Here is a 16,457-nt window from a genome sequence, read left to right on the forward strand (position 1 = left end):
GACTGGCAGGCGCCGTTACCCGACCCCCACTCCCGAGGAGCGAACCGACATGGACACTGACGAACGCATGCGCGGCTACCTGGAGCGGATGGTCGGTGAGGTGCGGCGCTCGCAGCGGCTGCTCGCCGAGGCCGAGGCCAGGGAGCACGAGCCGGTCGCGATCGTGGCGATGAGCTGCCGGTACCCCGGCGGTGTCCGCTCACCCGAGGACCTGTGGCAGCTCATCGGCACCGACGGCGACGCGATCACCGGCTTCCCGGTCACCCGGGGCTGGGACACCGCCAACCTGTACGACCCCGACCCGGACCACCCCGGCACGACGTACGTGCGCGAGGGCGGATTCCTGCACGACGCGGACGAGTTCGACGCCGACTTCTTCGGCATCTCACCCCGTGAGGCCCTGGCCATGGACCCGCAGCAGCGGATCCTGCTGGAGACGGCGTGGGAGGCGTTCGAACGGGCCCGCATCGATCCGGCCACCCTGCGCGGCACCCGCACCGGAGTCTTCGTGGGCTGCAACGGCCAGGACTACGCGGCCCGGCTGACCCGCACCGCGCCGGACGTCGAGGGACTCATCGCCACCGGCAACGTGGCGAGCGTGATGTCCGGCCGGATCGCCTACACGTTCGGCTTCGAGGGCCCGGCCGTCACCCTGGACACCGCCTGCTCGTCCTCGCTGGTGGCCCTGCACCTGGCCTGCCAGGCGCTGCGGCGGCGCGAGTGCTCGCTGGCACTGGCGGGCGGGGTCACGGTGATGTCCTCGCCGGTGTCGTTCATCGAGTTCAGCCGGCAACGGGCGCTCGCCCGCGGCGGCCGATGCCGGCCGTTCGCCGAGGGCGCCGACGGGATGTCGCTGGCCGAGGGCGTGGGGCTGCTCGTCCTGGAGCGGCTGTCCGACGCCCGGCGCGCCGGACACCGGATCCTCGCCGTGGTGCGCGGCTCCGCGGTCAACCAGGACGGCGCCAGCAACGGGCTCTCCGCTCCCCACGGCCCGTCCCAGCAACGCGTGATCGCCCAGGCGCTGGCCGACGCCCGGCTCTCGCCCGAGCAGGTCGACGTGGTGGAGGCGCACGGCACCGGGACCGCGCTGGGCGACCCGATCGAGGCCCAGGCCCTGTTGGCCGCGTACGGGCAGCGGCGTCCCTCCGGCCGGCCGCTGTGGCTCGGGTCGGTGAAGGGGAACATCGGCCACACCCAGGCCGCCGCCGGAGTGGCCGGCGTCATCAAGGTCGTCGGTGCGCTGGGACACGGCGTGCTGCCGCCCGCCCGGCCGGTGTCCGAGCCGTCCACGAAGGTCGACTGGCCGGCCGGCGCGGTGCGGCTCGCGGCGCGGGCCGAGCCGTGGGAGACGGACGGCGGGCCGCGCCGGGCCGCCGTCTCGTCGTTCGGGATCAGCGGCACCAACGCGCACGTGATCCTCGAGGAGTGGCGGGCACCGGCAGGACCGGAGCCCGCCGGCGAAGCCGATTCCGAACCCACCGAACAGGGGACCGCAACAGGCCCACGAGCGGCCGGAACGGAGACAGACGGGCAGGAGGCCGCCGCCGTACAGGCCTGGACCCTGTCCGCCCCGACCGAGGTCGGCCTGCGCGCCCAGGCCGAGCGGCTGCGCGCCCATGCCACGGCCCGCCCCGCCGAGGACCCCGCGGAGGTCGCCCACGCGCTGGCGACCACCCGGACCCGCTTCGCCCACCGGGCCGCCGTGGTGGCGGCCGACCGGTCCGGGTTCCTGGCCGGGCTCGACGCGCTGGCCGACGGCCGGGAGGCACCGGGGGTGGTCCGGGGCCGGGCGTCCGACGACGGCAAGGTGGTGTTCGTCTTCCCCGGACAGGGCGCGCAGTTGGCCGGCCGGGGGCTCGAACTCCTCGATTCGGCACCGGTGTTCCGCGCGGAGATCGAGAAGTGCGAGGCCGCTCTCGCCCCGTACGTGGACTGGTCGCTGACGGCCGTGCTGCGCGGCGCGCCGGGCACCCCGCCGCTCGCCGAGACCGCGGTGGTGCAGCCGGTGATGTTCGCCGTCAACGTGGCGCTCGCGGCCCTGTGGCGCTCCTACGGGGTCGAGCCGGACGCCGTGATGGGGTCGAGTCAGGGCGAGGTGGCCGCCGCGTACGTGGCCGGTGCCCTGACGCTGGACGAGGCGGCGCGGATCATCGCCCTGCGCAGCCGGGCGGCCGGCGACCTCGTGTCCGACCGCGGGGCGATGCTGTCCGTCACCCTCCCGCGCGGACGGCTGGAAGACCGCCTGGAGCGATGGGGCGGACGGCTGTGCGTCGCCGCGTACAACGGCCCCACCTCGCACGTCGTCGCCGGGGACGAGGCGGCCGTCGACGAACTGCGGGCGGCACTGGAGGAGGAGGGCGTGTGGGTGCGCCGGATCTCGGCGACCTTCGCCTCCCACTCCCGGCACGTGGAACCCGTCGAACAGCGGCTCCTGCGTGACCTGTCCGGCGTCACCGCACGCCCCGCCGAGGTGCCGTTCCACTCGACGGTCACCGCCGGCCCGTACGACACCCGGGGCCTGGACGCGGCGTACTGGTACCGGAACCTGCGCCGCCCCGTCGAGCTGGAGCGGACCGTGCGCGCGCTGCTGGACGCCGGGTTCACCCGCTTCGTCGAGATCAGCGCCCACCCCGCGCTCGCCTTCGCGCTGCGCGAGACCTTCGACGACAGCCCGGACACCGACGCCTCGGTGGTGCCCTCGCTGCTGCGCGACGAGGGCGACCTGCGGCGCTTCGTCACCTCCGTGGCCGAACTGCACGTAGCGGGCGGCCAGGTGGACTGGACCGGGGCCGCCGGCGGCCGGCCGGCCCGGCCGGTGGACCTGCCGACCTACGCGTTCCAGCGCCGCCGTCACTGGCTGGAGGACGCCGCCGACGGGACACGGAACGCGGGCGGCTCACCCGCCGACGCGGAGTTCTGGGACGCCGTCGAGCAACAGGACGTGGCGTCGCTCGCCGAACTCGTCCGGGCGGACGGGCTGGACGCCACCTCACCGGTGAGCGAACTGCTGCCGGCGCTCACCTCCTGGCGGCAGCGCTCCCGCGAGGAGATCCCGGTGACCGACTGGCACTACCGCGTCACCTGGATCCCGCTGCCGGAACCCGGCCCCGGACCGGCGGCCGGTACCTGGCTGCTCGCGGTCCCCGCCGGGGCGGGCGCGGAGCCGCTCGCCACCCGGCTGGCGGACGCCCTCACCGCACACGGCGCCCGGGTGGTCCGCCGGGACATCGATGCCGGCCACTGCGAACGCATCACGCTGGCCGAGGAGTTGCGCACCGCGTTCGACGCCGGCCACGAGCCGCGCGGGATCGTCTCCCTGCTCGCGCTCGACGAACGCCCGCACCCCGCCCACCCCGCCGCCCCGGCCGGTACGGCCGCCACCCTGGCCCTGCTGCAGGCGACGCTCGACGCCGAACTGGCCGTCCCCCTGCACCTGGTGACGAGCGGCGCGGTGGCGGTGTCCGACAACGATGCGCTCACCAGCCCCCGCCAGGCGATGATCTGGGGCACGGGCCGGGTCGTCGCCCTGGAGCACCCCGAGCGCTGGGGCGGCCTGATCGACCTGCCCGCCACCCCCGACGAGCGGACCGTCGAGCGGCTGTGCGCGGTGCTGACCGGCACCGGCGACGAGGACCAGCTGGCGCTGCGCCCGGACGGCACCCACGCCCGGCGCCTGGTCCGTGCCGACGCCGGCCCGGCCACCGCGCCCGAGTGGCGGCCGCACGGCGCGGTGCTGCTCACCGGCGCCACCGGCACGCTCGGCCCGCACATCGCCCGCTGGCTGTGCGACCGGGGCGCGGAACACCTGGTGCTCACCAGCCGGCGTGGGCCGCAGGCCGCCGGAATGCCCGAGCTGCGCGCCGAACTGGGCGCCCGGGGCACCCGGTTGACGGTGGCGGAGTGCGACGTCGCCGACCGTGCGGCCGTGCGCGACCTGCTGGCCTCGCTCCAGGAGCAGGACGTCACCGTGGGTACGGTCGTCCACGCGGCGGCGCTCGTCGACATCGTGCCGCTGAGCGAGACCGGCCTGGCCCGGTACGAGGAGTCGCTCGCCGCGAAGGCGGCCGGCGCGGACCACCTCGCCGAACTCCTCGACGGACAGGGCGTCACCGACTTCGTCCTGTTCTCGTCGGTGGCGAGCACCTGGGGCAGCGGAGGACAGGGCGCGTACGCGGCGGCCAACGCCTACCTCGACGCGCTCGCCGTCCACCGCCGGGGCCGGGGCCTGCCCGCCACCTCGGTGGCCTGGGGTCTTTGGCACCTGCAGGACAACCACCGGCCCAAGGCCGTGGACCCCGAGCAACTGCGGGAGAGGGGGCTTCAGTTGATGCCGGCCGGCCCGGCCTTCGACGCGCTGGGGGCCGCCCTCGACCGGGGCGAGGCGTGCCTGACCGTCGCGCCGGTCGACTGGGACCGCTTCGTTCCCGCCTTCACCTCCGCCCGCGACCGGCCCCTGCTCGACGGTGTGCCCGAGGCACGGCGGCTCATGGCGGCAGCCGCGCGCCCCGGGGCCGACACCGACACCGACGGCGAGCGGCGGGAGGGACCCGAGGACCTGCGCCGGACCCTGGCCGCCCTCACCGAGCAGGAGCGCGAGACCTTCGTCCTGGACCTGGTGCGGTCCACCGTCGCCGAGGTGCTCGGGCACCCGTCGGCCGACTCCGTCGACGCCGACCGCGCCTTCCGCGATCTCGGCCTGGACTCACTGGGCGCGGTCAAGATCCGCAACCGGATCGGCACCGCGACCGGCCACCCCGTACCCGCCACCCTGGTCTTCGACCACCCGACACCGGCCGCCCTCGCCGCCCACCTGCTCACCGAGGTACTGACCCCCGCCGAACAGACGGAGACGGCCACGCAGTCCGCGCGGCCGGAGCACCCCAGGACCCAGCAGGCCGGACCCACGCCCGCGGTCCGCCCACAGGAGCCGTACGAGACCCACGACACCGACCGGGACGCCGTCGCGATCGTCGGCATGGGCTGCCGTTTCCCCGGCGGAGTGCGCACCCCGGCGGAACTCTGGAACCTGATCACGTCCTCGGGCGAGGCGATCACCTCCTTCCCGGCCGACCGGGGCGGCCACGGCGCCCCGGGAGCACCCCGGCCCCGGGGCGGATTCCTCCGGGACGCGGACGCCTTCGACGCCGACTTCTTCGGCATCTCACCGAGTGAGGCCCTGGCCATGGACCCGCAGCAGCGGCTCCTGCTGGAGACCACCTGGGAGGCCGTCGAGAACGCCGGCATCGACCCGATGTCCCTGCGCGGCAGCCGGACCGGCGTGTTCACCGGCGCCTCGCACAGCGGCTACGCGGCCGACGTCATCCACCACGCGGCCGGCAGCGGCCTGGACCTGCTCCCGCGGGAGTTGCCGGGCTACCTCGGCGGCGGCACCACGGCCGGCGTCGTCTCCGGCCGGGTCGCCTACACGCTCGGCCTGGAAGGCCCCGCGCTCACCCTGGACACCGGCTGCTCCTCCGCCCTGCTCGCCCTCCACCTGGCCTGCCGGGCGCTGCGCGACGGCGAGTGCACCATGGCGCTGGCCTCCGGGGCGACGGTGATGGCGACGCCGGTCCTGTTCACCGGCCTCTCGTCGTCCCTCGGTCTGTCCCCCGACGGGCGCTGCGGATCCTTCAGCGCCGACGCCGACGGCATGGGCCTGGCCGAGGGAGTGGGCACCCTGCTCCTCGAACGCCTCTGCGACGCCGAGCGGCTGGGCCACCCCGTGCTCGCGGTGGTGCGGGGCAGCGCGGCCAATCACGTCGGGGCGGGCAACGGCCTCAGCGCCCCCTCCGGCGCGGCCCAGCAGCGGGTGATGGAACAGGCACTGGCCGCCGCCGGGCTCACGGCCGCCGACATCGACGCCGTGGAGGGACACGGTTCGGGCACGCCGCTCGGCGACGCCGTCGAGGCGCGGGCCGTGATCGCCACGTACGGCGCGGACCGTCCCGAGGACCGGCCGCTGTGGCTCGGCTCGGTCAAGTCCCACCTGGGCAACGCGCAGTGCGCGGCCGGCGCGGCCGCCGTCATGGCCACGGTCCTGGCCATGCGGCACGGCACCCTCCCGGCCTCGCGCGGCGGCGACCGTCCGAGCGGCCAGGTGGACTGGTCGGCGGGCACGGTTCGACTGCTGGGCGAGCCCGTGGCCTGGCCCCGGTCCGGCCGCCCGCGCCGCGCGGGCGTCTCCACCTTCGGGGCGAGCGGCACCAACGTCCACCTCATCCTGGAGGAGGCCACCGCACCGGAGCCCGACCCGCACGCCGGGCCGGTGCGGGAGACGGCCGGTCCGACGCCGGACACCGCCACCCCGCCCTGGGTCCTGTCGGCCCGTACCCCCGAGGCGCTGCGCGACCAGGCGGCCCGGCTGGCCGCCCACCTGGCCGACCGGCCCGGGCTCGGCGTGACACAGGTGGCGTTCACCCTGGCCGCCGGCCGGGCCGCCTTCCCGCACCGGGCCGCGGTGACCGGCGCGGACCGCACGGCCCTGCTGCGCGGGCTGACCGAGCTGGCGGCGGGCCGCCCGGCCGGTCGGGTCCGCACGGGCGAGGCCGGTCGGGTCCGCACGGGCGAGGCCGTGAAGGTCCGGCCCACCCTGGTCTTCCCCGGCCCCACGGGCACCGGCACCCACGGGCGCGCGGCCGCGGACGGGTGGGCGGCGACCGCGATCGGCCGGCTCGCCCAGGAGTTCCCGGCGTTCGCGGTCGCCGTCGGCGAGATACGGCTGCACGCCCCCGACCTCGCCCTGTCGACGTTCGCTCTGGAGGTCGGCCTGTTCCGGCTCCTCGAGGCCTGGGGGCTGCGGCCGGACCGGGTGCTCGGCCACGGGACCGGCGCGGTGCCGGCGGCCCACGCCGCCGGGGTGCTCTCCCTCGCCGACGCGTGCGCGCTGCTGAGCGCGGGCGCCCGCCTCGACCGCGTCGCCGCCGAGGTGACGTACGCGGCCCCGCGGCTCCCGGTCCTCGCCGAGGACGGGCAGCCGGTGGCCGCCGACCGGCTGCGCTCGGCCGCGCACTGGAGCGCCCTGCTGCGGCCGTCGCGGCCGCGTACCGGAGCCGGGACGGCGGCAGGCCCCGCACCCCGGCCGCACGGCATCGTCCTCGGCGCCGGACCCGCGGGCCCCGGCCGGCACACCGTGCTGGACCTCGAACGGCCCGCGCCCGAGGCCCTGTTGGACGCGGTCGCCGCGCTCTTCGTGGACGGCGTGGAGTGGAACTGGCCCGCGGTCCTCGCGGGCCGGCCGGTCGGCCGGGTGGAACTGCCGACGTACGCCTTCCGGCGCGGACGGTACTGGCTGGACACCCCGGTCGCCGAGCGGAAGTCCGATCCCGCCGCCGCGGTGTGGGCGGCCGTCCGCAGCGGTGACCCGAGCGCGCTGGCGAGCGCGCTCGGGGTGGGCGTCCGGGGCGCGGACGGGGCCGAGGACCCGCTGCTGGCCCGGGCGATCAGCGCCCTCGCCGACCTGTCGGCCCAGGCGAGCCCCAGGTAGCCCACCACGCCGGTCCGGGCCGGCCTGCCCGCTCCGCGCGGTGCCGCACTCGCGCCCCAGGCCCCCCACGCGCAAGGATGGGGCGTCCAGCGATGGATCAACCGATGCGGAGGAACGGACTCATGCCGCACGAGCGAGCAGGCAGGTCGGCCGGTCCCGAGGACCTGGTCGACGTGGCCCGGCTGGTCACGGCGTACTACGCGCTGCACCCCGACCCGGCGGAGCCGGCCCAGCGGGTGGCGTTCGGGACGTCGGGACACCGCGGGTCGTCCCTGGCGGCCGCCTTCAACGAGGACCACATCGCCGCCACCAGCCAGGCCATCTGCGAGTACCGCGGCGCCCAGGGCACCGACGGTCCCCTCTTCCTCGGCGCCGACACCCACGCGCTGTCGGAGCCCGCGAGGGTCACCGCCCTGGAGGTGTTCGCCGCCAACGACGTGACCGTCCTCATCGACGCGGCGGACGGCTACACGCCCACCCCCGCCGTCTCGCACGCCATCCTCACCCACAACCGGGGCCGCGCCACCGGCCTCGCGGACGGCGTGGTGGTCACGCCCTCGCACAACCCGCCCGCCGACGGCGGCTTCAAGTACAACCCGCCCAGCGGCGGCCCGGCCGCCTCGGACGCGACCTCCTGGATCCAGGACCGGGCCAACCAGATCATCGCGGGCGGTCTGAAGGACGTACGGCGGGTGCCCTACGAGCGGGCGCTCGCCGCCACCACGACCGGGCGCCACGACTTCCTGGGCGGCTATGCCGGCGACCTGCCGAGCGTGCTGGACCTGGAGGCGGTCCGGTCCGCCGGGGTGCGGATCGGCGCCGACCCGCTGGGCGGGGCGTCCGTCGCCTACTGGGGCCGGATCGCCGAACAGCACGGCCTCGACCTGACCGTGGTCAACCCGTACACCGACCCCACCTGGCGGTTCATGACGCTGGACTGGGACGGCCAGATCCGCATGGACTGCTCCTCGCCCTACGCGATGGCCTCGCTGATCGCCCAGCGCGACCGCTTCCGCATCGCCACCGGCAACGACGCCGACGCCGACCGGCACGGCATCGTCACCCCGGACGCGGGCCTGATGAACCCCAACCACTACCTCGCCGTCGCCATCGACTACCTGTACCGCCATCGCGAGCAGTGGCCGGCCGGTGCCGGCATCGGCAAGACGCTGGTGTCGTCCACGATGATCGACCGGGTCGCCGCCGCCCTGGACCGCCGGCTCGTCGAGGTGCCCGTGGGGTTCAAGTGGTTCGTGGACGGGCTGGTCAGCGGCGCGCTCGGGTTCGGCGGCGAGGAGTCGGCCGGCGCGTCCTTCCTGCGCCGGGACGGCTCGGTGTGGACGACCGACAAGGACGGCATCCTGCTCGCCCTCCTCGCCTCCGAGATCACCGCGGTCACCGACCGGACGCCCTCGGAGCACTACGCCGCCCTGACCGCCCGCTTCGGCGAACCCGCCTACGCCCGCGTCGACGCGCCCGCCACCCGGGAACAGAAGGCGCTGCTGGCGAGACTGTCCCCGGCCCAGGTCACCGCCGAGACGCTGGCCGGAGAAGCGGTCACCGGCGTCCTCACCGAGGCCCCGGGCAACGGCGCCGCCATCGGCGGCATCAAGGTGACCACCGCCAACGCCTGGTTCGCGGCCCGCCCTTCGGGCACCGAGGACGTCTACAAGGTCTACGCCGAGTCGTTCCTCGGCCCCGGCCACCTCGCCCGGGTGCAGGAGGAGGCCAAGGCGGTCGTCCTGGGCGCGCTCGGCGGCTGACCCCGGCCCCCCCCGGGGCGGGTGACCACGGTCCCGGTCACCCGCCCCGCCCGTTCAGTACCGGTCGTGCCCCGCGCCGTCCAGCCGTGCCAGCACGGCGTCCGCCATGGCCCGCTCACCCTTGGCGTTGGGGTGGGCGGGAGCCGCGGGGGAGGCCGGCTGCAGCGGCTCGATCCAGCGGTCCGCGGGCGCCTTGCACATGTCGTGGCCACGGGTGGGGCCGTAGGTGTCGACGTACTCGGCGCCGTCCCACGCGGCCACCAGACGCAGCATCAGGTTCAGCCGCTTCTCGGTGTCCCGCAGATAGGGGAAGTCCTTCGCCGCGAACGGCAGCGAGGGGTAGCAGCCGCTGCCGTCGTCCGGCAGCAGGTCCGGATAGCCGACGACGAGCACCCGGGCACGGGGAGCCCTGGCGTGTACGGCCCGCAGCACCCGGTCGATCCTCGGCGCGGTCCGGGCGATGGTGAGCGTCAGCTGGTCGAACCCCGACGAGCCGTAGTAGCGCTCGCACGGGTTCCCCGCCGGGTCCTGGGAGCCGAGGCGGGCGCAGGTGCCGATGATGGTGCCGAATCCCACGTCGTTGCCGCCGATCTGCACGCTCACCAGACCGGTGTCCCGGTTCAGCGCGTCCAGTTGCGGGTCGTTGGTGCCCTGCGCCTTCCACATCTCGGCGGTCGTCGCACCCGCACAGCTGACGTCCTTGAACGTGCTCACCGGGCGCTCGGCCGCCACGAGCGAGGGGTAGTTGTGGTCGGAGCGGGCGCAGTTCGCGTCGACCTGCCGGGGAATCGCGGGGCCCGAGGTGTAGGAGTCGCCGAGAGCCACGTAGGTGAGATCACGGCCGTGACCCGCCCCCTCCGCCGCGGCCGGTGCGGCCGACGCGGCGAAGAGGGCGCATCCGCCCAGTGCCGCCCCCGCCACGACCGCCCGCCGACGCCGTCTCGCGGCCGTGGCCGACCGCTCGCCGTTCGCCATCAATTCCTCCCCCTGGAGCCGGGACACAGCGCACGGGCCCGGCCGATCGGCCGGACCTCGTACGTTCGACCGGCTCTGTATACCGGTCGGTACGGCACCCGGGCCAGAAGCCGGAGCCGACGAACTGAGCGGATCCGACGTTCACCCGGACGTCCGGCACCCGTTGACCGGCGTCCGGGACGGTGTCGATGTGCGCCGGCCACCGCGGCGCACCAGGATGAGGAACGGCGCTCCACCGAAGGGACGCCCCGGCGACCGGCTCGACGGGCTCGACCGGCTTGGCCGCGCCGCGCAGGGGAAGGCTGGGGCCTGAGCAGCCGCCGAGTCCGCCGACCGACCGTGGAAGAACAGGAACCGACGTCATGACCGACCAGCTCACCGTGAGCGTCCTGGGCACCGGCATCATGGGCGCCGCCATGGCCCGTAACCTCGCCCGCGCCGGACACGCCGTCCGGGCCTGGAACCGCACCCGCGCCAAGGTCGAACCGCTGGCCGGGGAGGGCGCGTTCGTCGCCGGCACCCCCGCCGAGGCGGTCGAGGGCGCCGACGTCGTCCTGACCATGCTGTACGACGGCCCGGCCGCCCTGGACACGATGCGGCAGGCCGCGCCGGCCCTGCGTCCCGGCACGGTCTGGGCGCAGTCCACCACCGCCGGCACGGAGGCGATCGGCGACCTGGCGGCCTTCGCCCGCGAGCACCGGCTGGTCTTCTACGACGCACCCGTGCTCGGCACCCGGCAGCCCGCCGAGGCCGGACAGCTGACCGTGCTGGCCGCCGGGCCGCAGGAGGGCCGGGAAAGGGTCACCCCGGTCTTCGAGGCGGTCGGCGCGCGCACCGTGTGGACCGGTGTGGACGGTGCGACGGGCAGCGCCACCCGGCTCAAGCTGGTCGCCAACAGCTGGGTCATCGCGGCGACCGCGGCGGCCGGCGAGGTCCTCGCGCTGGCGCAGGCCCTCGACGTGGACCCGCGGAGCTTCTTCGACCTCATCGCGGGCGGCCCGCTGGACATGGGCTACCTGCGCGCCAAGTCGGACCTGGTCCTGGAGGGCCGGCTGTCCCCGCCCCAGTTCGCGGTGGCCACCGCCGCCAAGGACGCCCGGCTGATCGTCGAGGCGGGCGGGCGCGGCGGCGTACGCCTGGACGTGGCGGCCGCCGCCGCGGAACGCATGGAGCGCGCCGCCGCGCAGGGCCACGCCGACGAGGACATGGCCGCCGCGTACTTCGCCAGCTTCGACGAGTAGCGGCCCGCCTGAGGGGGTGCGGCGAGTAGCGGCCCGCCTGAGGGGGTGCGGCGAGCAGCGGCCGGTCTGAGGGGGCGCGGCGAGTAGCGCCTGGTCTGAGGGGGTGCGGCGAGTAGCGCCCGTTCTGGGGGAGGGTGCGGCGAGACGCGGTCTGTCTGAGGGTGTGCGACGGTAGGCGGTCGGTCTGGGTGCGGCGAGGAGCGGCCGTCTGGGGGAGGGTGCGGCGAGACGCGGTCTGTCTGAGGGGGGTGCGAGGGTAAGCGGTCGGTCCGGGGCGGGCAACGAGCGGCCGGCCGGGGGGTGCGGCGAGACGCGGTCTGTCTGAAGGGGTGCGAGGGTATGCGGTCGGTCCGGGTGCGGCGAGAAGCGGCCGTCTGGGGGAGGGTGCGGCGAGACGCGGCCCGTCTGAGGGGGTGCGACGGCAAGCGGCCGGTCCGGGGGGCACGGTGGGCCACCACTTCCAGCAACTTCATGGCATGCTCCGGTCAAATCTGCGAGGCTTCGCGCAGCAACGCGCAACCCCCGACCGTCTCCGGCGCACCCGAGCCGGGCGGCCACCGAGCAGGCCGGGATCCCGGCCGCCGCAAAGGAGCATTGCGTGAGATCGACCCCCCACAAGGCCCTCGCCGCGGGCGCCCTCGCCGTGACGGCCCTGGCCGCTGTCTCCCTCCCCGTCACCCCGGCCGCCGCGCTGCCGCCGACGGCCGCACGGGCCGCCGCCTGCACCCCGGCGCAGGTGGTCACCAACGGCGGCTTCGAAAGCGGCACTTCGCCCTGGACCCAGTCGTCCACCGGCGTCATCACCACCCGCACCGGCCAGAGCGCCCACGGCGGCACCGGCTTCGCCTGGCTGGACGGTGTCGGCAGTACGCACACCGACACGCTCTCGCAGAGCGTCACCATCCCGTCCGGGTGCGCCTCGGCCACGCTCACCTTCTGGCTGCACATCGACACCGCCGAGACCACCTCGTCCACCGCCTACGACAAGCTGACCGCCAAGATCGGCGGTACGACACTGGCGACGTACTCGAACCTCGACGAGAACACCGGGTACCTGCGCAAGTCGTTCGACGTCTCGGCGTTCGCGGGCCAGACCGTGAACCTCGCCTTCACCGGAACCGAGGACTCCAGCCTGCAGACCAGCTTCGTCCTCGACGACGTGGCCCTCGACACCTCCGGTGACAGCACCCCGCCCGCCGACTCGGCCCGCACCCCGGCCGCACCCTCGTACACGGTCAGCCTGAGCAGCAACACCAGCGGCACCGTCTGGACCGGCCACGAGAGCGCGACCTTCACCAACGCCTCAGCCACCGCGCTCGGCGAGGTGTACCTGCGGCTGTGGGACAACTACCACGGCACCTGCTCGGCCATGCCGATCGCGGTCAGCAACGTCACCGGGGGCACCGCCGGTTCCCTCTCGGTCGACTGCACCGCCCTGCAGATCACGCTGCCGACACCGCTGGCCCAGGGACAGAGCGCCACCATCGGCTTCGACCTGGGCATCACCGTGCCCAGCGGCGCCGACCGCTTCGGACACGACGGGGCCTTCGACTTCATCGGCAACGCCCTGCCCGTGCTCGCGGTCAAGGACGCGGCCGGCTGGCACCTCGACCCCTACACCAACAACGGCGAGTCGTTCTACTCGCTGGCCGCCGACTTCAAGGTCACCCTCGACCACCCCACCTCCCTGTTGGTCCCGGCCACCGGCACCTCGACCGACACCCCCGGCTCCAGCGGCCGTACCGTCACCACCGCGACCGCCTCCAAGGTGCGTGACTTCGCCTGGGCCGCCGGGCCCTTCACCAAGATCTCCGGCACCTCGGCCGCCGGCACCGCCGTGAACGTCTACACCGTCTCGGGCATCAGCTCCTCCGACGCCCAGTCGATGCTCACCACCGCCAAGTCGGCCGTCGACGCCCACGCGGCCCGGTTCGGCGCCTACCCCTACGGCGAACTCGACGCGGTCATCGACAACAACTACTGGTTCGGCGGCATGGAGTACCCGGGCTTCGTCCTCGACCTCGTCAGCACCACGGCCCTCACCCACGAGATCGGCCACCAGTGGTGGTACGGCATCGTCGGCGACGACGAGTACAACAGCCCCTGGCTGGACGAGGCGTTCACCGACTACTCCACCGATCTGGCCCTCAACAAGACCGGCAGCAACTGCTGGAACAGCGTGTCGTGGGCGTCGTCGGCGGAGAAGATCACCAACTCCATGGCCTACTGGGACGCCCACTCCTCCCGCTACTCGACCGTGGTCTACGGCTACGGCAAGTGCGCCCTGCACGACCTGCGCAGGGTGCTCGGTGACAGCGCCATGGCCAAGCTGCTGAAGGACTACGCCGGTTCCCACTGGTACGGCGTCTCGACCACCGCCGAGTTCAAGGCCGCCGCCCAGGCCGCCACCAGCACCGACCTCACGTCGTTCTGGACCAGCCACCGCATCGACGGCTGACCCCGCACGGTGCCCGCACGGGTCCGCCCTCGCGGACCCGTGCTCAGGCCCGGCTCAGCGGATACGGCGTATCTCGCCGCGCACCCGGTAGAAGCCGCCGGCCGCCGCGTGGACGGCGTCGACCACATAGCGGGCGCCCGGCTCCCGGATCTCGCGCGGGAACTGGACGTGCCAGCCCGGCTCGAATCCGTCCGACACCACATGGACCCGCGTCCGGCCGGCCTGCTGGACGCACTCGACCACCACCCCGCCGGCCGGCGGCGCCTCCACGGTCGCCAGCGCGGAGACCGACGTCGTCGGATCGTAGGTGGGCAGCGCGGCGGCCGACTTCACGTCCAGCGCGACCGGCACCGACCCCTGCTGGGCGGCCGCGATGGCCGCCTCCGAGGTGTCCACGCACACCAGGGACCCGTCCGTGGTCACCAGGTAGAGCCGCTCCTCGAAGTACTGCATGGACAGCGCCGAGCCGCTGCCCGTGCGCAGCTTCCACAGCCGGTTGCCCGCCGCGTCGAAGCAGTAGACGGAGGAGGCGTTGTCACCGGCGAACACGTACCGCCCGTCGGGCGCGGTGGCGCAGGAGTACACCACGTCGTCGCAGGTGAAGACGGCCTCGACCCGGCCGGTCGCCTTCGACAGACGCTGCACCACATGCCGGTCCGTCCCGGCGTACACCGACAGCGCCTCCTGCCACCCGAACAGCACCCCGCCACGGGTGTCGGTGTGCCACAACTGGCCGCCGCCGTCCGGTGCGTAGGCCGTCACGCCGCCGCGGTGCCCGTGGTACACCGCGTCCTCGTCGGCCCGCACCATCCAGCCCGCCTGGCCGGACGAGCGCCTGGACCACTGGTGTTCGTCCTCGTGGTCGATGACGGTCAGGCCGCCCGAGGCGTCCGAGACGTTCAGCACGCCCTCGTGGATGTCCAGCCAGAAGATGTCGACGTTCGCCGCGATGTCGTAGGCCGCGAAGGGCAGCTTCGACGACAGGTCGTACACCCGGCCGTCGTCGCACCCGGCGTAGATCCAGAAGTCGTCCGCGACCAAACACTTGACGCCGTCGGGCAGCCGGTAGCGGGCCAGCACCTCGCCGTCGTGGGCCAGGGTGTAGACGTCCCCCGCCTGGTTGCCGACCCAGGCGCGCTCGTCGTCGACGTGGATGCCGAACGCGGCCGAGCCGGTACGGAACCGCCACAGCACCGGTGCCGTGGCGCGGGCCGTGGACGGCGCGGAGCCGACCTGGCGCCGGGTGACCGAGCGAGGTGCCCGGGCGCCCCGCACCGCCGCCGCGTACCCCTTGCGGGCCTTCTGGTCGATCTTCTTCGCCGCGGCTGCCCGGGCCTTGGCCGGGCTCGGGAACGTCGACGTCTGCACCTGGCCGGACGCGCCGATACGGCCGTAGCGCACCGTGACGGTGGTCCCGTCGACCGTCACCTCGTAGAACTTGTGCGCCCCGCCGCCGTCCTCGGACAGCTCCAGATACGTCGTCTCCGCCACGACCGGCCCCTCCCGCACGACCCCACAGACGAGACCGCCGAGCGGCCCGCCTTCCGATGATCGAAACATACGGGAGGGCACTGACAATCGGTCCGGCGTGCTTCGTTGGGCGGTATCCGACGTGCGAGACGGCCGTGCGGCGGTTCAGATGGATTTCGTGCGGAGATCGATATGCCTACAGCCCCGCCGCCCGCGCCCGTTGACGACCGGCGCCCTGAGCGGCCTCCTCCTCTTCCTGTTCGCCCATGCGGCGGTGCCCGCGGCGGCCGGGGACACACTCGAGCGCGGCAGCGCCTACATGGGCATCGGCGTCCAGGCCCACGAGGGCGGCCCCGGCACGCCCGACGCCGTGCCCTCGGACGGCCGGACCGGCCAGCCCGAGGGCGTGGACGTCTCCAGCTACCAGGGCAAGGTCGCCTGGGCGACCTTGTGGAGCAGCGGGGTCAAATGGGCGTACACGAAGGCGACCGAGGGGACGTCCTACCGCAACCCCTCCCACTCGCAACAGTACGACGGCGCGTACGCCGTCGGCATGATCCGCGGTTCGTACCACTTCGCGACGCCGGACACCACGGGCGGTGCCGCCCAGGCGGACTACTTCGTCGACCACGGCGGCGCCTGGTCCAAGGACGGCAGGACCCTGCCCGGCGTCCTCGACATCGAGTGGAACCCGTACGGCGACTCCTGCTACGGCAGGTCGAAGTCGGCGATGGTCACCTGGATCCGCGACTTCCTGGACCGCTACAAGTCCCGGACCGGCCGTGACGCCGTCATCTACACGTCCACGAGCTGGTGGACCCAATGCACCGGGAACTACAGCGGTTTCGGCTCGACCAATCCGCTGTGGGTGGCCCGGTACGCCTCGACGGCGGGCACGCTGCCGGCGGGCTGGTCGGTGTACACCATGTGGCAGTACACCTCGACCGGACCGACGGTCGGCGACCACGACCGGTTCAACGGCGGCTCGACCGAGCTGGGCAAGCTGGCCGCCGGCTGACGGCCCGCCCCGGCACCCCGGGTCCGGCGGCGGTGCCGCTCACGGCACA

Annotated in this window: 6 protein-coding genes and 1 pseudogene; 5 read left to right on the forward strand and 2 right to left on the reverse strand. The window is 74.5% G+C overall.

Annotated elements, in window-relative coordinates; genetic code table 11:
* Window positions 1–136: 136 nt before the first annotated feature.
* Together ACFYMM_RS27880 and pgm are read left to right on the forward strand one after the other, a co-directional pair.
* Window positions 137–7,483 (forward strand): annotated as a pseudogene (locus tag ACFYMM_RS27880) (type I polyketide synthase); the annotation flags it as partial.
* A 122-nt stretch (window positions 7,484–7,605) separates the two neighbouring features.
* Window positions 7,606–9,246, forward strand: coding sequence for a phosphoglucomutase (alpha-D-glucose-1,6-bisphosphate-dependent) (gene pgm, locus ACFYMM_RS27885; protein ID WP_388391171.1), 1,641 nt, complete (start codon window positions 7,606–7,608; stop codon window positions 9,244–9,246).
* A gap of 54 nt (window positions 9,247–9,300) precedes the next feature.
* Here pgm and ACFYMM_RS27890 read toward each other — a convergent pair whose 3' ends face one another.
* On the reverse strand, window positions 9,301–10,221 hold the full coding sequence (locus ACFYMM_RS27890; RefSeq protein ID WP_388391173.1) for an SGNH/GDSL hydrolase family protein: 921 nt from the start codon (window positions 10,219–10,221) through the stop codon (window positions 9,301–9,303).
* Window positions 10,222–10,583: 362 nt separating this feature from the next.
* On the opposite strand from ACFYMM_RS27890, the gene ACFYMM_RS27895 reads away from it, so the two are divergent.
* On the forward strand, window positions 10,584–11,462 hold the full coding sequence (locus ACFYMM_RS27895) for an NAD(P)-dependent oxidoreductase (protein ID WP_388391175.1): 879 nt from the start codon (window positions 10,584–10,586) through the stop codon (window positions 11,460–11,462).
* 598 nt (window positions 11,463–12,060) lie between these two features.
* Entirely contained in the window at window positions 12,061–13,920 is a 1,860-nt protein-coding gene (locus ACFYMM_RS27900) for a M1 family aminopeptidase (protein ID WP_388391177.1), read from the forward strand.
* A 54-nt stretch (window positions 13,921–13,974) separates the two neighbouring features.
* Here the strand turns inward: ACFYMM_RS27900 and ACFYMM_RS27905 are convergent, their stop codons facing one another.
* Entirely contained in the window at window positions 13,975–15,411 is a 1,437-nt protein-coding gene (locus tag ACFYMM_RS27905; protein ID WP_388391179.1) for a WGR domain-containing protein, read from the reverse strand.
* A gap of 148 nt (window positions 15,412–15,559) precedes the next feature.
* On the opposite strand from ACFYMM_RS27905, the gene ACFYMM_RS27910 reads away from it, so the two are divergent.
* Entirely contained in the window at window positions 15,560–16,408 is an 849-nt protein-coding gene (locus ACFYMM_RS27910) for a lysozyme (RefSeq protein ID WP_388391181.1), read from the forward strand.
* Window positions 16,409–16,457: the final 49 nt, after the last annotated feature.

This window comes from Streptomyces sp. NPDC006739 (assembly GCF_042869815.1).
Taxonomy (GTDB): domain Bacteria; phylum Actinomycetota; class Actinomycetes; order Streptomycetales; family Streptomycetaceae; genus Streptomyces.